Raw genomic sequence first — 21,468 nt, forward strand, 5'->3', positions numbered from 1 at the left:
TTTAGCATGTCTTTCGCCGCCGGCGACAGCCGTCTTGCCAGCCGGGGCGGCGCGCCGGATAATCGGGCGACTTTCTTCCGCTGGCCCGCCATGTTCGGTCGTCTCTTCAAGTTTTTCGTATTGTGCGGCGTTTTGCTGATGCTGGCGCGCTGGCTGCTCAACCGGCGCCAGCGGCAGAGCCTGCACGAGCTGTTCAGCACCTTGGCGTTGGCGCTGCTGCTCAGCGCCGGGCTGTTTTCGCTGCTGTATCTATTGGGCTGGCATCGTCTTTAAGAGCGGTGCCGCCGCGTCCATCCTTGATCCCGCTCAGCGCTTCCGGGCGGCCTGCTTGCTAGACTGCCCGGCTTTGGGCTTTGTTTGGCGATGGATCTGACCCGGCATCTGCATACCTTTGGCTATTATCTGAAACGCCGCTTCGGCGAGCCGGTGCATAAATTGTCGCTCGCCGGCGATTTCACCTGTCCCAACCGCGACGGCACGCTGGGGCGCGGCGGCTGCACCTTTTGCAATGTGCGCAGTTTCGGCCGCGACCCGGCCGCCTTGTCTATCAGCGAGCAGTTGGCGCGGGAGAAGGAGAAGACCGACCGCGCGCGGCGCTACCTCGCCTATTTCCAGGCTTATACCAGCACTTATGCCGAAGCCGAGCTGCTGCGCCGGCTGTACGACGAGGCGCTGGCAGGCGCCGATGTGGTGGGCCTGTGCGTCGGCACCCGGCCGGATTGCGTGCCGGACGCCGCGCTGGCCCTGCTGGCGGAATATCAGGACCAAGGCGGCGAGGTGTGGCTGGAACTGGGCTTGCAGACCGCGCATGACCAGACCCAGGCCTTGATCCGGCGCGGCCACGGCCTGGCCGAATATCGCGACGCGGTGCGACGCGCGCGCCGGCACGGGCTCAAGATCTGCACCCATCTGATCGCCGGACTGCCCGGCGAGGACGCCGCCGCCGTCCACGCCTCGCTGGACACGGTATTGGATATCGGCGTGGAAGGGCTGAAGCTGCATCCGCTGATGGTGGTGCGCGGCTCGCGGATGGCGGCGCAATACCGGCGCGGCGAAGTGACGCCGTGGAGCCTGGACGACTACGCCGAGTTGGCGGCCAGCCTGATCCGCCGCACGCCGCCGCAGGTGGTCTACCATCGGGTGTCGGCCACCGCGCAAGCGCCCACCTTGATCGCGCCGGACTGGTGCGGGCCGCGCTGGACCGCCTTGCAGGCCATAGGCCGGCGCCTGGCGCGCGACGGCGGCCAGGGCAGCGCCTTGGGTCAGGCCTGGCGGGCGGATGCGGAGCCGCTTGCGTAAATTATCGGCGTGGTCGATTGTCAGATTCAGGAGCCGCTCCCGACTCATGGGGGTAAAGACTGGAGACACCGCCATGCTGATCAAGAAACCCGCCGATATTCCCTCGTCGGACATCACGCCGGAAGGCGTGTACCTGAACCGCCGCCACTTCATGCTGGGCAGCGCCGGCCTGCTGCTGTCCGCCGAGACGCTGGCGGCGCTGGCCGCCAAGAAAAGCCCCTTGTCGACGCTGGCCGGCAACGACAAGGCCAATAGCCTGAAAGAGATTGCCGGCTATAACAATTTCTACGAGTTCGGCACCGACAAGTCGGACCCGGCGGCGAATGCCGGCAGCCTGAAAACCCGTCCCTGGAACGTGCTGGTGGACGGCGAGGTGGCCAAGCCGCGCAGCTTCGGCATCGAGCAATTGCTGAAGATGCCGCTGGAGGAGCGCATCTACCGGCTGCGTTGCGTCGAGGGCTGGAGCATGGTGATTCCATGGGTGGGTTTTCCCTTGGCCAGCCTGCTCAAGCAGATGAACCCGACCTCGCGCGCCAAGTATGTGGCCTTCGAAACCCTGCAGCGGCCGGCGGAAATGCCCGGCCAGCGCGGCCGGGTGCTGGACTGGCCCTACCGCGAGGGCCTGCGCATGGACGAAGCGATGCATCCGCTGACCATTCTGGCCGTCGGCCTGTACAACGATGTGCTGCCCAATCAGAACGGCGCGCCCATCCGCCTGGTGGTGCCGTGGAAATACGGTTTCAAGAGCATCAAGTCCATCGTGCGCATCCATTTGCAGGAAACCATGCCGGCCACCAGTTGGAATAGGGCCAATGCGCGCGAGTACGGTTTCTATTCCAATGTGAACCCGGAGGTGGATCACCCGCGCTGGAGCCAGGCCAGCGAGCGCCGCATCGGCGAGTTCTTCAAGCGCAAGACGCTGATGTTCAACGGCTACGCCGAGCAGGTGGCGGGTTTGTACCGCGGCCTGGATCTGCGCAAGAACTATTGACGGGGCGAGGATGACGACATTGCGCCTTAAATCCGCTTCCGCCCGGCCGGCCGATCGCGCGTTGGTCTGGTTCAAATGCCTGCTGTTCGCGGTCTGTCTGTTGCCGCTGGCGCGCGCCGCCTGGATTGTGCTGTCCGGCGAGGCGGTGAACCCGGTGGAGTTCATCACTCGTTCCACCGGCACCTGGACCTTGGTGTGGCTGCTGGCGACGCTGGCGATGACGCCCTTGCGGCGTTTGGGGGCTGGCGGCTGGCCGCTCAAGTGCCGGCGCATGCTGGGCTTGTTCGCCTTTTTCTACCTGAGCCTGCATTTCCTGACCTATTTGTGGCTGGACCAGTTTTTCGATTGGGCCGGCATCGTCAGGGACATCTACAAGCGGCCCTTCATCACCGTCGGTTTCGCCGCGCTCTTGCTGATGACGCCGTTGGCGCTGACCTCAACCCAAGCTTGGATGCGCCGGCTCAAGCGCAACTGGGGCCGCTTGCATCGGCTGGTCTATCCGACGGCCTTGCTGGCGGTCATCCATTACTGGTGGTTGGTGAAGAAGGACCTGAGCCAGCCCTTGATCTACGCGGCGGTGTTGGCTGTGCTGCTGGGGCTGCGGCTGTGGTGGCGCTTTAGGCGCGCGGTGGCGGATAGGCCTGGCTGAAGTGCTCGACTACAGGAAAAGGCTGATAGAAGTGGTGCAGTCGTTGTTTCCATTCAAGATAGCCGGCGGATTGGCGGAAGCCCTGCTGATGGGCTTCCACGCTAGTCCAGCGAACTAGTAGTAGGTATTTGTCCTCTTGTTCCAGGCATCGCTGCAACTCATGGCCCAGATAGCCTGGCGCGGCTGCGATAAGCTTAGAGGCTTGGGTAAAAGCGACTTCGAATTCCGGGCCGAGGCCAGGTTTGATGTGCAGCAAGGCGGCTTCCAATATCACGGTATCGTTCCTTGTGTGGAATGGGTACGGCCAGTGTCCGGGTTTGCCTGGCGGCGCGCAAACTTCTACAGTGACGTTTTGTTTTTTGACTGTGAAGATCATGTCCAAGGAGAAAGCCCCGGTCACTCAGGCGATCCGGGTATTGCGCGAGCATCAGGTCGCTTATAGCGAGCATCTGTATAAGTACGAGGAAAAGGGCGGCACCACGGTGTCGGCGCGGGAGTTGGGCGTGGACGAGCACTGCGTGATCAAAACCTTGATCATGGAGGACGAGAACAAGCGGCCCTTGATCGTGCTGATGCACGGGGACCGCGAAGTGGGCACCGGCATGCTGGCCAAGCAGATCGGCGTCAAAAAGGTCCATCCCTGCGATCCCAAGACCGCGGACAAGCACAGCGGCTACCAGGTGGGCGGCACCAGTCCTTTCGGCGCCCGCCATCCGATGCCGGTGTATATGGAGGCCAGTATCGTCGAACTGGAGCGCATCTACATCAACGGCGGCAAGCGCGGTTTTCTGATCGGGATGTCGCCCAAGGACGCGCAGCGGGTGCTGCAGCCGGTTCTGGTCAGCGCCGCGGCTTGAGTTCGGGAAAGTTGCGCTGGTATATGGCTTGCAGGCTGCCGTCGGCCTGCATCGCTTGCAGGGTCTGATCGATTGCGCGCCGTAGTTTGACGATGTTCGGATAAGTGCGCGAGTACATCAGCGACAGCGAGGTGGCCTTGTCCAGCGGCGTGGGAATGTAGGCGAAGTCGCGCTCCTGACCGGCGGCCTGGGTGCGGATCAGGAACAGGCCGCGTTCCAGCGTCAGCGGCGCCAGGTCCAGGTGGCCGGCGCGCAGCAGCCTGATCGCGTTTTCCTCGTCGTTGGTGTTCAGCGTGTTCAGGCGGTATTGCTTGAACAACGGCTGGTACCAATAGCCCAGCTGCACGCCGATGCGGTAGGCGCGCAAGTCGGCCAGGCTGTGAAAGTCGTAGGGGGGATTGGCGAGCCGGGGCTTGTAGTAGAAGAAGTAGCTGCTGCTGTGGATCAGCGGCGGGGAAAAATCGAAACTGAGCGCGCGTTCCGGCGTCGGCCGGTAGGGAAAGGCCGCCGCGGCGCGGCCCGCTTTGACTTCGGCTTCCGCGCGGGGCCAGCTCATATAGTGAAAACGCGCGGTATAGCCGGCGCGTCGGCAGATTTGCCGCACCATGTCGGCGAACACGCCGTCGGCGGTGAAGCTGCGCGACACATAGGGCGGCCACTCGCCGGTGGCGAAGTCTATCGCCGGCGTTTCGGCGCGCGCAGTCGCGGCCAGGCAATAGAGGGCAAGCAGCAGCGAACGCCACATGGCGCGACTCCAGGATCAGGGTGGGAGCATGCTTTGTTATCGCACAGCGCCCACCCCGTCGCCAGCGGGACGGCTACCACCACCAGAACATGAAGCCCCAGGCGGCGTCCACCAGGGCCAGCGCCGCCAGCAAGGGAAGCAAGGCCAGCGCCTGACGCCAGCCGGCACTCCAACGCGCGAGGATGGCGCGTCCCAGCCACAGCGACCACAGATTGGCGCCGGCCAGCAAGGCCAGCCGCGCGTCGTTGGCCCAGAACATCGGCACCCCTTCGGCTTTCAACAGCGTCACCGTCAGCGCGGACAGACCCAGGAACACGCCGCAGCCGGCCAGCGGGATCAGGCTCTGAGCCAGGTGGTGCAGGCGTTGCAGCCGCCAGGGGCCGGCGATGCGCACGCCGGCCGCCAGGCACAGCAGCAGGCCGCTGCCCAGCGCCAGCGCGGTGATCAGCACATAGCTGATCAGCGCCGCGCCGTCCAGCCAGGAGAACACGTCGTTATGCTGCGGGTAGTGGGTCAGCAGCCACCACGGCGCCTCGGTGTCCAGCGGCCACAGGATGTCGCGGTCCACCAGCCATTCCGCCGCCGCCTGCTTCATGGCCACGAACCAGGGGCTCATGGTCCAGTGGAAGGCGCCCATCGCCACGCCCAGAAGGCCGTAGACGATCAGCGCGGTTTGCCAGCCGTCGGCCTCCTTGGCGGCGACTTTGACCACTTCTTCAGTGGGCGAGCGCAGGCTCAGTTCGATGGCGTCGCGATGGCCGCTGCAACGGCCGCACATATGGCAGCCGCTGCCGCCTTGCATATGGCGCAGCGGTTGCAGCGGCGCGCAATCCACCGTCTGTATCGGGATGGTTTTGCCTTGCTGCGAGGCTTTCCAGGCGGCTTCGTCCACCCGGTAGTACATCGGCGCCAGCTTGGACAGCAGGCCGAACACGCCGTTGACCGGGCACAGGTGGCGACACCAGGCGCGTTTGCCGCGGGTGTAGATGAAGCCGACGATCACCGCGGCCACGGTGGAGCCGCCCAGCACCAGCAGCGCGGCCTTGGGGTATTGGTAAACGCTGACCAGTTGGCCGTAGATGGTAGTCAGCGCGAAGGCGACGAAGGGCCAGCCGCCCCAGCGCATCCAGCGCGGGATGGGCCGCCCCAGGCCTTTCTTGGCCGCCCATTCGGACAGCGCGCCTTCCGGGCACAACACGCCGCACCACAGCCGGCCGAAGAGCACCATGGACAAGAGCACGAAGGGCCACCAGATGCCCCAGAACACGAATTGGGCGAAGATGGTCAGATTGTTCCAGATCCGGGCGGTGTCTCCGGGCAGGTCCAGGCAGGCCGGCACGATCAGCAGCGCGGCGTAGACCAGCACCACCCCCCATTGCAGCGCGCGCAGCAGGCCGGCGTGATCGCGCAGCCACAAGCCGACGGCGGCCATGAAACCGGGGGCCGTCGGCTGACTACAGGAAGCGCCGGCGCAAGCGTCGGCGGAATGGGGAAGGGGCGGGCGGGCGGATTTCATACGGCCAGCGTCTGCTTGCGGTTGCGCCACTGGAACAGCGCCCAGATTGTCGCCCAGAACAGCGCGTAGGCGATCAGGCTCATCAGGGCGGGGTGGGCGCGATAGCCGGTGAGCGAGGCGACGACGCCGCCGGCGGGGCTCATATCGTCAAGCAGCGCGGAGCTGTCCCACAGCGGATCGATCAGCGCCGGCAGAATGTCCATCGAGATCAGCTTTTCCACGCCGCTGAGGAAGAGCGAGGCGCCGAGCAGCAGCAGCATGATTTCGGTGATGCGGAAGAACAAGCGCCAGGACAGGTATTTGCCGCCCAGCTGCAAGAGATAGAAGGTCAGGAAGGCCAGGCCCAGGCCGATCAAGGCGGCGAAGCTCATGCTGGCCAGCGTGGAGCCGTCGGCCTCGGCCAGCATGCCGTAGAGGAAGACCACGGTTTCGCTGCCTTCTCGGGCGATGGCGATGGCGGCCAGCAAGGTGACGCCCCACCAGTTGGCGCTGCTGGCGTTCTCGCGGAGGCCGGCCTCCAGTTCTTTCTTCAGCGTGCGGCCATGCTCGCGCATCCACAGCACCATATGTACGATCAGCGCGGCGGCGGTGAACACCATCACCGTCTGGAACACGTCTTGCGCGCCGGCCATCAGGCTGCTGGCGGCGAACAGGGCCACGGCCAGGCCGACGGCGGCGAACAGGCCCAGCGCCACGCCGGCCCACAGATAACGTTTGCCGGCGGCGCCGGCCGGGTTCTGGTTCATCCAGGCATTCAGGATGCCGACGACCAGCAAGGCTTCGACGCTTTCACGCCAAACAATGAATAGGACTTGTCCCATGAGGTGCACTCCTGAATACGGCCTTAAACGGCGGACGGGCCGCGTTTACTTGGCGACGATGACGCCTTGGCCGGTCTTCATGTGAAATTCGTCAAAAAACTTGTACTCGCCGGGGGACAGCGGCTGGAACACCAGAAAGGATTCCGCGCCGGGGCCCAGCACTTTTTCCTTGCGCAGCGGCGTGCTTTCGAATTCGGCCGGCGTCTTGCCGGCGTTGATCACTTCAACCTTGAACTTCTTGCCGGCCGGCACCACCAGGCGGGCGGGCGTGAACACGCCGTCCTTCATCACCAGTTTGAACACCGGCATCTCGTCGGCGAGGACGGACATTGACACTAGGCAGGCCGCGAGGGCGGCCAGGAGCATGCGCGCGAACTTCATCGGAAAGGGTCTCCGGATTAAAAACAGCGCAGGCGAGGGCATGCGCTGTCTTATTTTAACGCATGAGAATGACTGGCGTTTACATTCTCATTCGCATTAATCCTGTTTTTACAAGAACAACGGGATTAATAGCCGCCTTTTTTGCCGATGCCGGCATAAGTGAACTCATAGTTCAGTTCGAAAGGCTTGAACCACGGGCCCACGCCGGTTTCCTTGTCGATGTGACGGCCGAAGTGGGCGTGCTGATTGGCCGACGGCGGCAGGATGGTGTATTTCAGCTTGTATTTACCCGGGCCTTGCAGCTTGATGTTGTCGCCGTAGTGCGGGCCGTCGTTGGCCACCATCGGCATCAGATCGCCCTTGAGCACTTCCTTGCCGCCGACTTTGCTCAACTCGTACTTGACCACCAGATAGGGCATCCATGCGCCTTCTTCGAAGCCGTTCGGATTGTTCTTGGTGGCGTGGATGTCGGCTTCCAGGTGGATGTCGGATTCCTCGGCCTTGCGCATCATGCCTTCCGGTTCCATCTTGGTCGGCTGCAGGTAGACCGCGCCGATCTCCATGCCGTTTTTCAGGGCCGGCTTGCCGATCGGGTATTCCTTGGCCATGGCGGCGGCGGAAGCGGTCAGTGCTGCGGTGGCGATAGCCAGTTGAACAAAGCGACGCATAGTGTTTCCTTTTGGTTTCAATTGAGTAGGGCACTGCTTGGCCCGAGCGGGCCGCTTGGCGCTTGAAGGCGCCAGCCTGGCGGGTAAGCGCTTTATTTTTGTTTGCTTGGCTTGCCTAAAAATACTAATGCTAATCATTATCGTTTTCAAACGAAAATGTGTTGTCGAATGTAGCAGATGCGACGCCGGGCGGCGCTGGCCATAGGTATGGCATGCGTCGCGGCGTCGCTCAGCGCCCGTCCGTAGTGTTGGCGCGTGTTGACGAGGCGGCTTTGAAAGCGTCGTCAACTCCATGAGCATTCGGTTTCCTCCGCCGGTTTGGATTCCGGGCGACTCTCAGTCCTGCGCCGCCAGCCGGCTGAGCTGCGCCAGGCTTTCGTCCAGGATCAGCAATTGCAGCATCTGCTCGGCCAGGTGCTCCGCGCCGTCGCGGTAGGCGGCGGCGAAGGCGTCCACCGCGGCGGCGTTCAGCTGGCCGCCGCTCAAGCGGGCCAGGCGCTCGCCCAGGCCGTCCATGCGCGGGGCCAGGCTGGTTTTCAGCCAGCCGGACAGCGGCGGATTGAAGCCGCGCTTCTTGCGCTGGAAGAAGTCCGCCGGCAGCGCCGGGTGGATGGCGCGGCGGAAGATCAGCTTGGCCGGCTGGGTGAAGCGCTGCTTGCCGTCCACCGCCAGCAAAGCCTGGTAGAAGCGGTGATCCACCAGCGGGGCGCGGCCTTCCAGGCCATGGGCCATGGTGCACAGGTCGGACTTTTGCAGGATGTAGTCCGGCAGATAGTTGGCGAAGTCTATCGCCAGCAAATGGTGCAGGCCGGCCGGCGCATTGGCCGGCGGCGGGCCGATGTCGTCCGGCGCGCGCCAGTGGCAGAGCCGCGACAGCGGCCGCTGGCCTTGCAGGAACAGGCGCTGGCCGGGGGTGAAACCGGAGAAGCGCAGCGAATAGGCGTCCTGCCAGCTCATCGCCAGCTCGGTGGCGAGCTTGCCGGCGCCCTTGCCGTCCAGCGACGGTTTGATCGCCAGCGGCAGCTTGATCAGGCTGCGCCAGCGGGTGCGCAAATGCTTGTTGATCCGCTTGTAGCCGGCGAGCAGTTCATCGCCGCCGTCGCCCACCAGCACCACTTTGACGTGGCGGCTGACTTCGCGCGACAGATACCAGGTGGGGAAGCTGGACGGATCGGCGAAGGGTTGGTCGAGGTCGGCGACGATGCGTTCGAAATCCGCCGCCAGATTGTCCGGCATCTGCACCGCCAGGTTGGCGAGGCCCATTCTGCGCGCGGAATCGGCGGCGTCGGCGGCCTCGTCCAGCTTGGAGCCGGGGAAGGCGGCGGTGAAGCTGCTGAATTGCGTCAGTTGCTGCGTGGCCAGCCGGCTGGCGATCACGGTGGAGTCTATGCCGCCGGACAAGAGCACGCCCAGCGGGCGGTCGGCGACGGTGCGCATCGCCACCGCGCGGTCCAGTTCCTGCAGCCAGTCGCCACCGTCCTTGGCCGGCTGCCAGTAGCGCAGCTTGCGCAAGGAACGGGTATCCAGATCGAACTCCAGCCGGTGGCCGTTCTCCAGACGCTGGATATGGCTGAACAGGGTGGCGGGCGACGGAATGTAGCGGTGAGCCAGATAGGCGTCGATGGCGTCGGCGGAGAAGCCTCGCCGCTGCGGCGGCAAGAAGGGCAGCACCGAGCGCACCAGCGAGCCGAAGGCGAAATCGCCGTCCAGCAGCGAATAGACCAGCGGCTTCTCGCCCATGCGATCGCGCGCCAGGTGCACCTTGCGCTGCTTCAGATCCAGGATGGCGAAGGCGAACATGCCGCGCAGCCGTTGCAGCAGGGCCTCAATGCCCCAGGCCTGGTAGCCGCGCAGGATGAATTCGGTATCGGAGTGGGTGGCGAAGCGCGCGCCGCCGGCTTCCAGTTCGGCCTTGTCGGCGGCCCAGTCGTAGACTTCGCCGTTGTAGCAGATCCAGACCTGGCCGTCGTCGCTGGCCATGGGCTGATTGGCGATGGGCCGCGGGTCGATGATGGACAGCCGCGCGTGCAGCAGCGCGTTGTGGATGTCGCCGTCCGCCGCAGGCTGCCAGTCCGCGTTCAGCAATAATTGATTGGCGGCGTCGGGTCCGCGCCGGCCCAGCTCCGTCAACATGGCCTGGGCGGTGGCCGCGGCGGCGGGGCGTTGAGAGAAGAAGCCGGCGATTCCACACATGATTTTCTGTCCGAATGGGCAACGCGCCCGGCAAGCCGCCGAGCGCTCGGACGGCGCCGCAGGCGCGTTGGAAAAATTGAATGGCGGAAGTATCCGGGCAGGGCGGCGCCAGTGTCAAACCTTGTCGCCGCGCAGATCCGGCAACAGGGCGGCCACCAGGCCCAGCAGCGGCAAGAAGGCGCACAAGCGATAGACGAATTCGATGCCGTGGCTGTCGGCCAGCTGGCCCAGCACCGCGGCCCCTATGCCGCCGATGCCGAAGGCGAAGCCGTAGAACATGCCGGACACCATGCCCACCCGGCCCGGCAACAGTTCCTGCGCGTAAATGATGATGGCGGGAAAGGCGGAGGCCAGCACAAAGCCTATGCCCAGCGACAGCACGCTGGTCCAGAACAGATTGACGTAGGGCAGTATCAGGGTCAGCGGCGCGATGCCGAGGATGGAGAACCAGATCACCCGCTTGCGGCCGATGGCGTCGCCTATCGGCCCGCCGAAGATGGTGCCCAGCGCGACCGCGAGCAGGAACAGGAATAAATGCAGCTGCGCGGCTTGCACGCCCAGGCCGAAATGCTGAATCAGATAGAAGGTGAAGTAGCTGGTGATGCTGGCGGTGTAGAAGTATTTGGAGAACAGCAGCACCAGCAAGGCGAACAGCGTCAGCTTCACGCGCGCCGGCGACAGCGGCGGCGGCGTAACGGCGGCGGCGGCTTTGGCCTTGCGCTGCTGATGGCTGTACCACTGGCCGATCTTGAACAAGACCGCCATCGCCAGCAAGGCGGCGAGACCGAACCAGGCGATGCTGCCCTGGCCCAGGGGGATGACGATCAAGGCCGCCAGCAGCGGCCCGCTGGCGCTGCCGGCGTTGCCGCCCACCTGAAAGATGGATTGCGCCAGACCGGGACGGCCGCCGGAGGCCATGCGCGCCACCCGCGACGATTCCGGATGGAACACCGAGGAGCCGGTGCCCACCAGCGCCGCGGCCAGCAGCAATAGCGGGAAGCTGCCGGCGCTGGACAGCAGCAGCAGGCCGCACAGGGTGGCGCCCATGCCCAGCACCAGCGAATACGGCATCGGCTTCTTGTCGGTATAGAGCCCGACCAGCGGCTGCAGCAGCGAGGCGGTGCACTGATAGGTCAAGGTCATCAGGCCGATCTCGGCGAAGCTGAGCTGGTAATTGCCCTTGAGCAGCGGGTAGATCGCCAGCAGCAGCGATTGCAGCATGTCGTTGAGAAAATGGGAGAAACTGATGGCGCCCAGCACGCGGAAACGGGTGCTGTCTTGATCTGGCGCGGAGGCGGCGGCGGTAGTCATGGGCTTGAGAATCATTCAGCTAGTGGGTGAAGTCATACTAGCGAGCAAAGCAACGCCCGTCCTGCGAAAATAGGGCAGGCATCTTTGCAAAAGAGGCGTTATGACGGATTTTGATCATTTGCGTGACTACGACGGCGGCGCGGCGCCGGTGGTGGGCAAGGCGCGCGATTACGCGGCCGGCGGCGTATCGCCGCGGCACGCCCATCCCACCGCCCAACTGTTGTATGCGGTGGAGGGCGTGATGATGGTCACCACCGATCAGGGGCGCTGGATCGTGCCGCCGACGCGCGGCATCTGGCTGCCCATCGCCACCTGGCATCAGGTGAACATGCTGAGCCGGGTGCGGATGCGCACGGTGTACGTGCGCGGCGACGCCTTGAACGGCTTGCCTGAGACGTGCTGCGTGCTGGCGGTGTCGCCCTTGTTGCGCGAGCTGATCCAGGCGGCGACCGGCATTGCCGTGCCTTATCCGCCGGATAGCCGCGCGGAGCGGGTGATGGGCTTAATTCTGGATGAGATCCGCAGCCTGCCCAGCCTGGCTTTGTCCCTGCCGCAGCCGGCGTCGCCGGCGCTGGACCAGCTGTGCCGGCAACTGCTCGGTCAGCCCGGCGACGCGCGCGGCGTCGCCGAGTGGGCGGCGCAGGCGGCGATGGACCCGCGCACTTTGCAGCGCCGTTTTCAGCGCGAGACCGGGCTCAGCTTCGGACAGTGGCGGCGGCAGGCTCGGCTGATCGCGGCCTTGGAACGTCTGGCGCGCGGCGCCAGCGTGCTGGAGGTGGCGCTGGACCTGGGCTACGCCAGTCCCAGCGCCTTCGCGACAATGTTCAAGCGCGAGCTGGGCGCGTCGCCCAGCGCTTTCTTCGATGCGCCGGAGATTTAAATCGGAGCGGCCAGCTTCAGCGCCATCTCCGCCAGCCGGCGGCCCTGGGCCAGCGCCAGTTGTTTTTCATCGTCGCTGATCGGCTGCTCATTGCGCACGCCGGCGACATGGCTGACGCCGTAGGGGGTGCCGCCGGTGCGGGTCTGGGTCAGCGCGGTTTCGGTATAGGGCAGACCCACCATCACCATGCCGTGGTGCAGCAAGGGCACCATCATGGTCAGCAGCGTGGATTCCTGGCCGCCGTGCAGCGAGGCGCTGCTGGTGAACACGCAGGCGGGCTTGCCGGCCAGCGCGCCCTGCATCCATTCCGGGCTGGTGCCGTCCAGGAAATATTTCACCGCCGCCGCCATATTGCCGAAGCGGGTGGGGCTGCCCAGCGCCAGACCGATGCACTCGGCGAGGTCCGCGGCTTCGACATAGGGCGCGCCGGACTCGGGGACGGCGGCCTCGGTGGCCTCGCAGACCGCGGACACCTTGGGCACGGTGCGCAGCCGGGCCTGGCAGCCGGGCACGCTCTCTATGCCGCGGGCGATCAGGCGGGCCAGTTCGCGGGTGGCGCCGTGCTGGCTGTAATAGAGCACCAGGAGGTCTTGCATGGGTTTGGGATCTTCCGTCTGAGGTCAAAAAAACGATAAGGCGCGCGCCGTTGCGCGAGCCGGTGCATGATAAAGCAAGTCTTCGCGGCTTGCCTGATCCGCGCTTTGCCATTATTTTGCCGGGATGCAAATGAGTCGAATTGAACCGTATCTGGGCTTCGCCCGCTTTCTGGCCCGGCGCATGGGCAGCCATCGCGTCGCGCAAGTGTCCGGCAGCCTGACCTTCACCACGCTGCTGGCGCTGGTGCCCTTGTTCACCATCGCTTTGACGGTGATTTCCGCGTTTCCGGTGTTCTCCGATCTGAGCACCCGTTTCAAGATCATGCTGCTGTCTACGCTGGTGCCGGAGTTCGCCGGCAAGGTGATCACCGTCTACATGCGTCAGTTCGCCGATAATGCGGAAAAGCTGACCGCCGCCGGCATCGTGATGCTGGGCGTGACCGCGTTGATGCTGATGTCCACCATAGACCGGACTTTCAACGCCATCTGGGGCGTGCGCCGCGGGCGGCCGCTGTTGCAGCAGAGCATGGTGTACTGGACGGTGCTGACCCTGGGGCCGCTGGTGCTGGGCGGCAGCTTGCTGGCCTGGCGCAGCCTGTTCAAGATCAGCAAGTTCGACCACGCGCTGCCGGTGCTGGCCAATGTGGTCGAGGCCGGCGGCTCCATCCTGCTGACCGCTTTGGTGCTGTCGCTGTTGTACCGCATCGTGCCCAATCGCTTCGTGCCGATCAAGCACGCCAGCGTCGGCGCCTTGCTGACCGCGGTCCTGCTGGAGGCCACCCGCGCCTTGTTCGGCTTCTACATTGGCCAGGTGGCTAATTATCAGCTGGTCTACGGCGCTTTCGCCAGCATCCCCATCTTCCTGCTGTGGGTGTATTGCTTGTGGATGGTGGTGCTCAGCGGCGCGGTGTTCACCGCCTCGCTGTCCTATTGGGAAGGCGACGCCTGGCGGCGGCGCTTCGAGCCCAGGCGGCGCTTTCTCGATGCGGTGGAAGTGCTGCTGTTGCTGGACGAGGCGCAGAACCGCGGCGAATTGTTGAGCCCGGTGAAATTGCGCAGCCAGGTGAAGGTGGGCTACGACGAGCTGGGCTGGGTGCTGGACATGTTGAGCTCCCGCGGCTTTGTGCAGAAAAGCCAGCGCGACGGCTGGGTGCTGGGCAAGAAGTTGTCGGCCATCTGCATGGTGGAGCTGTTCGAACTATTCGTCTATCGCAGCGACAACTACCGCGACGACGATGTCGGTGCCGGGGTGGAAAGCCTGCTGGGGCCGATGACGGCCGAGCTTCAGTCGGTGACGCTGGAGGACTTCGCCCGCCGCGTCGGCCGGAAATAATCGCGATTATCGTAAAAGGCCGGGTTTTCGTTGTCCGGCCACCAGCCGGGAATGCCCAGCAGCGGCAGCGGCCACAGCGCGCGCGGCGCCGGCATGAAGGCGTCGTCGTCTAGCCGGCGCGCCAGCGCCTCGTCCAAGTGCGCCAGACGGCGCGCCTCTTCCCAAGCAAAGAATTCCGCCGGCACCTGCAGTGGCAAGGCCTTGCCGCACCAGCCGATATGCGGCCGCAGGCCGACTTCGAACAGCGCGTGGCCGATGGCGTGGACGCCGATGCGACGGCCCCAGTCCTGGCGGTGTTTCAGAAACAGGCGCTGCCACTCCATATCGTCCAGCATCCGGCTGAAGTCGGGATCGGAGACGGCGACGACGACGCCGCATTCGTCCAATAGCGTGGCGGCGTCGCGCAGCGGTCCGCGCTTGGTTTCGCCGCGGGCGATGGCGCGCAGGTGGCGGCGGTTCAGCGCCAGCTTGCTCAGCGGCCAGGCCAGCCAGGCCAGCGCGTTGAACCAGTCATGCCAATTGCCGGTGCGCGTGGGAATCTCGCCGGTATGGCCGATATGCATCTCGTAATAGGCTTCCGGCTCCAGATCGCAGGCGAAGCGCAGCTCGGGCGGCAGCGCGTCCGGGTGCTGCCGGCGATAGCGCCGCAGCAACTGGTCGTAATCCGCCTGCTCCGGCCAGGAAGCGGGGGCGATCAGCGCGGCGGCGTCGCGGACGGGCAGATACAGCGGATGGGAGAGGTAATCGGTTTGCCAGGCGCTCACGGTGGACATCTTGGGAGAGAGATTCAAGCCGGCATTTTAGCGCAATAGCAGCAATTCCTCGCCGCTGATGCAGTTGCGGCCGTTGTGTTTGGCCTGGTACAGCTGTTTGTCCGCGCGGCCCAATACTTCGTCGATGTCGGTCTCGTCGGCGCGCAGCACGGCGACGCCGATGCTGACCGTGTATTGCAGAGGGCCGGCCTCGCCGCCCGGCAGGCGGGCCTCCGCCACGACGCGGCGCAGGCGTTCCGCCGCCAGCAGCGCGTCTTCCATCCGCGTGTCAGGCAGCACCGCGGCGAACTCCTCGCCGCCCAGGCGGCCGCAGATGTCGGTGCTGCGCAACACATTGCGGCAGCTTTGGGCAAAGTGGACGATCACCTCGTCGCCCTTGGCGTGGCCGTAACGGTCGTTGATGTTCTTGAAGTGGTCCAGGTCCATCATCAACACGGTCAAGGACAATTGATAACGCCGGTTGCGCTCGATCTCGCGGCTGGACAGCGCGATGAACTGGCGGCGGTTGCACAGGCCGGTCAGCTCGTCCAGGGTGGCGAGCTGATAGAGCTTTTTCTCGTGAGCGTCGCGTTGCAGCGCGATGGCGATCAGGTGGGTGCTGCGCTGCGCCAGCTGCAGTTCTTCCGGCTCGGGCTGGCGCGGCTCAGGATGGTAGATGGCGAAGGCGCCGAGCAGGCGGCGGTCGCTGGAGAAGATGGGGGTGGACCAGCAGGCGCTGAGGCCGAAGGGCGCCACCCGCTCGCGGTAGCCGGCCCACAGCGGGCTGCTGGCGATGTCTTCGACGATGACCAGGCTTTTACGGTGGACGGCGGTGCCGCAGGAGCCGGCCTCCGGGCCCACCGGCACCTGTTCCAGCAGCTTGCGATAACCGGCCGGCAGGCTTTGGCCGGCGGCCAGCCTCAGCGTTTCCCCCGCGGGGTCCAGCAGCATGATGGAGCAGACGCCGCGATTCAGCTGCGACTCCATCATCCGACAGATCTGATTCAAGGTGTCTTGCAGCGGCGCATTGCCGGCGATCATCTCCATCACCGCGTTTTCCTCCGCCAGCAAACGTTCGCTCTGGCGGCTGTGAGTGATTTCCCGCTCCACCGCCAAAATGCTGCGGAGTTCGCCGCCCAGCCCGAATTCGGGAAACAGCCTCACTTCGAAAATGCAGCGCCGAGGGCCAAGGCTCAGCTCCAGCTCGAAGCGGCGCGCCTCGCCGCCGGCGATCAGTTGTTCGCACTCCTCGGTGAAGCGCGCGCGCGCGGCTTCTGGCCAGGCTTTGTCGTGGACGCTGCGGCCGAGGTGTTCCTCGCGCGTCAGCGTCGAATAGCGGCTGACGCTGCGGTTGATGAATTGGCAGCGCAGCTCCAGGTCGTAGCGGGCGATGACGTCTTCCGAGTTCTCCACCAAGGTGCGGAATTCCTGTTCGCGCCGCAGCATCGCGGACTCGGCCAGCTTGCGCGCGGTGACGATCTGGCACAGCGCGTGGATATGGCTGATGCGGCCCGTCTCGTCCTTGTGGAACTGGGTGCGCTGCTCCAGCCATTCCCAGTGGCCGTGGGCGTGACGTACGCGGAACTCCATGCCGCTGGCGCTTTCCTGCCTTTGCTCCGGATGGCTGAGTAGGGCGGTGAACAGCGAACGGTCCTCCGGGTGCAGCAGTTCCAGCCAGCGCGAGAACGCCAGGCGTTCGGCGTCGGCCGGCAGGCCCAGCAGGGCGTGCAGGGTTTGCGGCGCGCCGCGCACCGCTTGGCCGGCCAGGTCGAATTCCAGCAAGCCCAGCCGCGCGTCCTGCAGCGCCAGCCGCCAGCCGCCCCAATCGCCGCCGGGGCCGTGAATGGCGGGCGGCGGCTGCAGGCGCAGCAAGAGATGGCCGGGGAGCGGGCAGGGCAGCGGAAAAGCGAGCAAATCGGCGTGGGCCGCCAGCAGGCCGTCGCGATGGCCGGGATGAGCCGGGTCCAGCAGCAAAGCGAGATCGTGCGGGCTGAAGCCGTAGCCGCTCAGGCCGCCGTCTTGGCGCGCGGGCGCGGGCGCATGGCCGGAGACGGCGAGCAGGCGGCCGGCGGCGTCGCACAGCGCCAGCGCTTGCCGGCTGTCGCTGACCTGGCGGCGGAGCGCGCTCAGCTGTCGCCGGCGCCGCCAGAGCGGCAGGCCCAGCAACGCCAGCATGGGGACGAGCAAAGGCCAGCCGGCGAGCCAGTCCGAGGCCGCGGCGTGCGCGTAGTCGGCCCCGAACAGGCATAGCGAGCCCGCGGTGGCGAACAGGCGGCGACGCGGGCTGGCCCGGCGGCGTAAGGCTGGGTTCAAACAGATCTCCGGAGGCGCGATGGCGCGCAAAGCTGCCATGATGGCACCAGGCGCAAAACAGGGCGCTTTTCGTAATATTGATAGCATTCGCCAGCGTCGTTTTTATGCAACAAATGCAGTATGCTGCAAACATTGTTGCGGAGCTGGCCATATGGATTACTTCCCGATCTTCCTTAAATTGCAAGGCGCTTCCTGTTTGCTGGTGGGCGGCGGCGAGGTGGCGCTGCGCAAGGCGAGGCTTTTGCTGTCCGCCGGCGCGGAGCTGACGGTGGCGGCGCCGGAGTTGACGCCGGAGCTGGCCGAGATGGCGCGGCAGGGGCAGTTGACGCATTTGAGCGCCTGTTTCGAGCCGACCCAAGTACGGGGCCGGCGCCTGGTGGTGGCCGCCACCAACGACCGCGAGGTCAACCGCCAAGTGTCGATGTCCTGCCAGGCCTTGAATATCCCGGTCAATGTGGTGGACGACCCGGAATTGTCCAGCTACATCACCCCGGCCATCGTGGATCGTTCCCCCCTGCTGATCGCCGTCTCCTCCGGCGGCGGCGTGCCGGTGTTGGCGCGCTTGATTCGCGGCCGGCTGGAAAGCCTGATTCCCAGCGGCTTCGGCCGTCTGGCGCGCTTTGCCGCCGGGTTTCGCGACCGGGTCAAGGCCGGCATTCCCGACGTCGAGCGGCGGCGGGTGTTTTGGGAGTCGGTGCTGGAGGGGCCGCTGGCCGAGGCGGTGATCAACGGCGACGAAGCCGCCGCCGAGCTGGCGATGGAGCGACGCTTGGAGAACGCCGACGCGCAGACGGCGCAGGGCGCGGTCTATCTGGTGGGCGCGGGGCCGGGCAACCCGGATTTGCTGACCTTCCGCGCGTTGCGCTTGATGCAGCAGGCCGACGTGGTCTTGCACGACAATCTGGTGGCGCCGGAACTGCTGGAACTGGTGCGGCGCGACGCCGAGCGCATTTACGTGGGCAAGGCCAGGGCCAACCATGCGTTGCCGCAAGGCGACATCAATCTTTTGATGGTAGAACTGGCGCAACAAGGCAAGCGGGTGCTGCGGCTCAAGGGCGGCGATCCGTTCACCTTCGGCCGCGGCGGCGAGGAGATCGAGACGCTGGCGGCGCACGGCGTCGCCTTCGAAGTGGTGCCCGGCATCACCTCCGCCAGCGGGGCGGCGGCGTACGCCGGCATCCCGCTGACTCATCGCGACTACGCGCAGTCGGTGACCTTCGTCACCGGCCACAAGCAGGATGGCAGCATTCACCTTGACTGGCCGGCGTTGACTCGGCCGGCCCAGACCGTAGTAGTCTACATGGGGGTTTCCACCGCCCAGGAGTTGTGCCGGGCCTTCATCGAACACGGCAAGCCGGCGACGACGCCGGCCGCCGCGGTGGAGTGGGCCACCACCGAGCGTCAGCGCACGGTGGCGGGCACGCTGGAAGACCTGCCGGAACTGATGTCCAAACATCATATCGCCTCGCCCGCCCTGATCATCGTCGGCGAGGTGGTGGGCTTGGCGGATAAGCTGGGCTGGTACCGGAGCCGGGTGTGCTGACGTTTTTTTGCCGTTGCGCTGGCCGAGAAAAGCGCGCTATACAAGGCGGAGGGCCGCGGTTTAAAGCTGACGCCGGCCGCCTCTGGCGGAATACTGCTGATACAATGGCGGACTGACGTGTTGATCAACCTTTTTGCTTCAGCGTCCCGGCTCTGCGCCGACGACGCTGCCAACATGAAGAATCAGGCATGGTAGGTGTATTGATAATCGCGCATGGCGACCTGGGGCGCAGTCTGGCGGATTGCGCCAGGCATATCCTGGGTCGAGAGCCGGAAAATCTGGCGGTGATGGCGGTCGACAAGACCGATGACCCGGAAAGCAAGCAAGCCGAAGCCCAGTTGTTGGTGGACAGGCTGGACGCGGGCGACGGGGTGGTGATCCTGACCGATATGTATGGCGGCACGCCGTCCAATATCGCCAGCCGGCTGATCCGGCCGGGGCGGGTGGAGGCGGTGGCCGGGGCGAGCCTGCCCATGGTGGTCCGAGCCTTGTGCTATAGCAGCCAGCCGTTGGAGATCGTCGTCAGCAAGGCGATCACGGGCGGCCTGGAGGGCGTGCTTTATATTATTCCGGGGGAAGGCAATGCTGCGAATTGAAGTCGAAATCATCAACAAGCTCGGCCTGCATGCACGCGCTTCCAGCAAGTTCACCCAATTGGCCAGCCGCTATAAAAGCGATATCTTCATCGCGCGCAACAATCGCCGGGTCAACGGCAAGAGCATCATGGGCGTGATGATGCTGGCGGCGGCCAAGGGCGCGACCGTGGAACTGGAAGTGAGCGGGGAGGATGAGCAAGTGGCGTTGGACGCCCTGGTGGCCCTGATCAACAACCGGTTCGACGAGGCCGAATAAGCCGGAGTCTGAGGATGGGACGATGAGCATCATCCTGCACGGGGTGGCCATAGGCGGCGGCATTGCCATTGGCCGCGCCCATTTGATTTCGCGCAGCATGGACGATGTCGCGCATTATCTGCTGGACGACGAGGAAGTCCCGGCGGAATTGGCGCGTTTCGACGAAGCGATTCGCGACACCCGCAAAGAGCTGGAAATGCTGTGGGGCAGCATTCCTGAGAACGCGCCGGCGGAGTTGGGCGCCTTCCTGTCTTTGCACATCATGCTGTTGGGCGACGTCACCATCTCGCGCGAGCCGCGCGAAATCATAGAGAAACAGCGCTGCAACGCCGAGTGGGCGTTGAAGCTGCAATGCGAGTCCTTGGTCGAGCAATTTGACGCGATCGAGGAAGACTATCTGCGCGAACGCAAGAACGATGTGCTGCAAGTGGTGGAGCGCATCTTCAAGAACCTGGACGGCGACGTGCCGCAGCTGCCGGCGCCGGAGGATCTGGTCGACGACCACATTCTGGTGGCGCACGATCTGTCGCCGGCCGACATGGTCTATTTCAAGGATTCCAACTTCGCCGCCTTCATCACCGACGTGGGCGGCGCCACCTCGCATACCGCGATTCTGGGGCGCAGCCTGGACCTGCCGTCGGTGATCGCCCTGCATCATTCGCGCGAACTGATCCGCGAAGACGAACTGATCGTCGTCGATGGCTTGCAAGGCGTGGTGATCATCAATCCGGACGATTTGGTGCTGGCGGAGTATCGACGCCGGCTGCGCGCCTGGCGCGACGCAAGGCGCAAGCTGTCGTCCATCCGCAAATCCAACGCCAAGACCCAGGACGGCACCGCGATCGAACTGCTGGCCAATATCGAGCTGCCGCAGGACGTGGAAGACGTGCGCAAGTCCGGCGCGGTGGGCGTGGGCCTGTTCCGCAGCGAATTCCTGTTTCTGGGCCGCGACACCTTGCCGGACGAGGACGAGCAGTACGAGGCCTACCGGCACGTGGCGGAAACCCTGAAGGGTTTGCCGGTGACCATACGCACCATGGATCTAGGCGCGGACAAGAATCCGAAATGGCTGAACCACGCGGTGGCGGACAATCCGGCGCTGGGCCTGACCGGCATCCGTCTATGCCTGGCCGAGCCGCTGATGTTCCGCGCGCAGCTGCGGGCGCTGCTGCGCGCCTCGGTGCACGGCAAGATCAAGGTTCTGTTCCCCATGGTCAATTCCTTGCCGGAGCTGAAGCAGGCGCTGGCGCAGTTCGAATACGCGAAGCAGGAGCTGCGCGAGGAAAACATCGCCTACGCCGAGGACATCGAAGTGGGCGCGATGATTGAAATCCCGTCGGCGGCGCTGGTGGTGGGCAGCTTTCTCAAGCACATCGATTTTCTCTCGGTGGGCACCAACGATTTGATCCAGTACACGCTGGCGATCGACCGCAACGACGACTCGGTCAGTCATCTGTACGACCCCATCCATCCGGCGGTGCTGAAACTGATCCTGCACACCATCAAGGCCGGCATCAAGGGCGGGGTGCCGGTGTCGGTGTGCGGCGAGATGGCCGGCGACGCCCGGCTGACGCGTTTGCTGCTGGGCATGGGCCTGCGCAAGTTCTCCATGCATCCGGCCAACTTGCTGGCGGTCAAGCAACAGGTGCTCAATACCCACCTGGATCAGATCGCGCCGATTACGGCGCGCATGCTTAGAAGCGAAGACCCTGATAAAATCGCCGATCTTTTGCAACAATTGAATGCCGAGCCGGGTGTCTGATCCGGC

General features: G+C 65.0%; 22 protein-coding genes. 11 read left to right on the forward strand and 11 right to left on the reverse strand.

Going from position 1 to position 21,468, the window contains the following annotated elements; translation table 11 throughout:
* Window positions 1–6 precede the first annotated feature (6 nt).
* From NK214_RS08195 to NK214_RS08210, 4 genes are all read left to right on the forward strand, one after another.
* Window positions 7–273, forward strand: a complete 267-nt coding sequence (locus NK214_RS08195; protein ID WP_227105299.1) for a hypothetical protein — start codon at window positions 7–9, stop codon at window positions 271–273.
* A gap of 90 nt (window positions 274–363) precedes the next feature.
* Window positions 364–1,299, forward strand: coding sequence for a TIGR01212 family radical SAM protein (locus NK214_RS08200; RefSeq protein WP_253314198.1), 936 nt, complete (start codon window positions 364–366; stop codon window positions 1,297–1,299).
* Between the two features lie 73 nt (window positions 1,300–1,372).
* Window positions 1,373–2,290 (forward strand): protein-methionine-sulfoxide reductase catalytic subunit MsrP, encoded by a 918-nt coding sequence (gene msrP, locus NK214_RS08205; protein ID WP_253314199.1) that lies wholly within the window; start codon window positions 1,373–1,375, stop codon window positions 2,288–2,290.
* A 10-nt stretch (window positions 2,291–2,300) separates the two neighbouring features.
* Window positions 2,301–2,939, forward strand: a complete 639-nt coding sequence (locus NK214_RS08210) for a sulfite oxidase heme-binding subunit YedZ (protein ID WP_253314200.1) — start codon at window positions 2,301–2,303, stop codon at window positions 2,937–2,939.
* Here the strand turns inward: NK214_RS08210 and NK214_RS08215 are convergent.
* Window positions 2,908–3,315, reverse strand: coding sequence for an antibiotic biosynthesis monooxygenase (locus NK214_RS08215; RefSeq protein ID WP_253314228.1), 408 nt, complete (start codon window positions 3,313–3,315; stop codon window positions 2,908–2,910). The genes NK214_RS08210 and NK214_RS08215 overlap by 32 nt on opposite strands.
* Here NK214_RS08215 and ybaK point away from each other — a divergent pair.
* A complete protein-coding gene (gene ybaK, locus NK214_RS08220) occupies window positions 3,314–3,796 on the forward strand; it encodes a Cys-tRNA(Pro) deacylase (RefSeq protein WP_107801986.1) in 483 nt (160 codons plus the stop codon). The two genes, NK214_RS08215 and ybaK, sit on opposite strands and share 2 nt — an antisense overlap.
* Here ybaK and NK214_RS08225 read toward each other — a convergent pair.
* The 7 genes from NK214_RS08225 to NK214_RS08255 form a co-directional block, all read right to left on the reverse strand.
* Window positions 3,780–4,541: an ABC transporter substrate-binding protein gene (locus NK214_RS08225; RefSeq protein ID WP_253314201.1), complete on the reverse strand. Its 762-nt coding sequence runs from the start codon at window positions 4,539–4,541 to the stop codon at window positions 3,780–3,782. The genes ybaK and NK214_RS08225 overlap by 17 nt on opposite strands.
* 73 nt (window positions 4,542–4,614) lie before the next feature.
* Window positions 4,615–6,057, reverse strand: coding sequence for a 4Fe-4S binding protein (locus tag NK214_RS08230; protein ID WP_253314202.1), 1,443 nt, complete (start codon window positions 6,055–6,057; stop codon window positions 4,615–4,617).
* Entirely contained in the window at window positions 6,054–6,878 is an 825-nt protein-coding gene (locus NK214_RS08235; protein ID WP_107800743.1) for an FTR1 family protein, read from the reverse strand. Before NK214_RS08235 ends, NK214_RS08230 begins: the two co-directional genes overlap by 4 nt.
* A 45-nt stretch (window positions 6,879–6,923) precedes the next feature.
* Window positions 6,924–7,301, reverse strand: coding sequence for a cupredoxin domain-containing protein (locus tag NK214_RS08240; RefSeq protein ID WP_371926198.1), 378 nt, complete (start codon window positions 7,299–7,301; stop codon window positions 6,924–6,926).
* A gap of 83 nt (window positions 7,302–7,384) precedes the next feature.
* Entirely contained in the window at window positions 7,385–7,927 is a 543-nt protein-coding gene (locus tag NK214_RS08245) for an iron transporter (RefSeq protein WP_019100457.1), read from the reverse strand.
* Window positions 7,928–8,263: 336 nt separating this feature from the next.
* A complete protein-coding gene (gene asnB, locus NK214_RS08250) occupies window positions 8,264–10,120 on the reverse strand; it encodes an asparagine synthase (glutamine-hydrolyzing) (RefSeq protein ID WP_253314203.1) in 1,857 nt (618 codons plus the stop codon).
* A 114-nt stretch (window positions 10,121–10,234) separates the two neighbouring features.
* Window positions 10,235–11,431 carry an MFS transporter gene (locus NK214_RS08255; RefSeq protein WP_305883548.1) on the reverse strand — a complete coding sequence of 399 codons (1,197 nt, stop codon included), beginning with the start codon at window positions 11,429–11,431 and terminating at the stop codon, window positions 10,235–10,237.
* A 100-nt stretch (window positions 11,432–11,531) separates the two neighbouring features.
* Between NK214_RS08255 and NK214_RS08260 the strand changes: the two genes are divergently transcribed.
* Complete coding sequence (locus NK214_RS08260) at window positions 11,532–12,311, forward strand: helix-turn-helix domain-containing protein (RefSeq protein ID WP_253314205.1); 780 nt, start codon at window positions 11,532–11,534, stop codon at window positions 12,309–12,311.
* Here NK214_RS08260 and wrbA read toward each other — a convergent pair.
* Window positions 12,308–12,907: an NAD(P)H:quinone oxidoreductase gene (gene wrbA / locus NK214_RS08265; protein ID WP_253314206.1), complete on the reverse strand. Its 600-nt coding sequence runs from the start codon at window positions 12,905–12,907 to the stop codon at window positions 12,308–12,310. The genes NK214_RS08260 and wrbA overlap by 4 nt on opposite strands.
* A 130-nt stretch (window positions 12,908–13,037) precedes the next feature.
* Between wrbA and NK214_RS08270 the strand changes: the two genes are divergently transcribed.
* Window positions 13,038–14,240, forward strand: coding sequence for a YihY family inner membrane protein (locus NK214_RS08270; RefSeq protein ID WP_253314207.1), 1,203 nt, complete (start codon window positions 13,038–13,040; stop codon window positions 14,238–14,240).
* Here NK214_RS08270 and NK214_RS08275 read toward each other — a convergent pair.
* Together NK214_RS08275 and NK214_RS08280 are read right to left on the reverse strand one after the other, a co-directional pair.
* The gene (locus NK214_RS08275) at window positions 14,192–15,013 is read right to left on the reverse strand and encodes a DUF3025 domain-containing protein (protein ID WP_370445220.1); all 822 of its coding nucleotides are present in this window, start codon (window positions 15,011–15,013) and stop codon (window positions 14,192–14,194) included. The two genes, NK214_RS08270 and NK214_RS08275, sit on opposite strands and share 49 nt — an antisense overlap.
* Window positions 15,014–15,040: 27 nt before the next feature.
* Window positions 15,041–17,305, reverse strand: coding sequence for a diguanylate cyclase (locus tag NK214_RS08280; protein ID WP_253314208.1), 2,265 nt, complete (start codon window positions 17,303–17,305; stop codon window positions 15,041–15,043).
* Window positions 17,306–17,456: 151 nt separating this feature from the next.
* Between NK214_RS08280 and cysG the strand changes: the two genes are divergently transcribed.
* The 4 genes from cysG (at window position 17,457) to ptsP (ending at window position 21,462) form a co-directional block, all read left to right on the forward strand.
* Window positions 17,457–18,848 carry a siroheme synthase CysG gene (gene cysG, locus NK214_RS08285; protein ID WP_253314209.1) on the forward strand — a complete coding sequence of 464 codons (1,392 nt, stop codon included), beginning with the start codon at window positions 17,457–17,459 and terminating at the stop codon, window positions 18,846–18,848.
* 200 nt (window positions 18,849–19,048) lie between these two features.
* Window positions 19,049–19,444 (forward strand): PTS sugar transporter subunit IIA, encoded by a 396-nt coding sequence (locus NK214_RS08290; protein WP_253314210.1) that lies wholly within the window; start codon window positions 19,049–19,051, stop codon window positions 19,442–19,444.
* Entirely contained in the window at window positions 19,431–19,700 is a 270-nt protein-coding gene (locus tag NK214_RS08295) for an HPr family phosphocarrier protein (RefSeq protein ID WP_019100446.1), read from the forward strand. The genes NK214_RS08290 and NK214_RS08295 overlap by 14 nt, the downstream gene beginning before the upstream one ends.
* 22 nt (window positions 19,701–19,722) lie before the next feature.
* Window positions 19,723–21,462, forward strand: a complete 1,740-nt coding sequence (gene ptsP / locus NK214_RS08300) for a phosphoenolpyruvate--protein phosphotransferase (RefSeq protein ID WP_107800734.1) — start codon at window positions 19,723–19,725, stop codon at window positions 21,460–21,462.
* Window positions 21,463–21,468 lie beyond the last annotated feature (6 nt).

It is taken from the genome of Chromobacterium sp. S0633 (genome assembly GCF_024158805.1).
Lineage (GTDB): Bacteria > Pseudomonadota > Gammaproteobacteria > Burkholderiales > Chromobacteriaceae > Chromobacterium.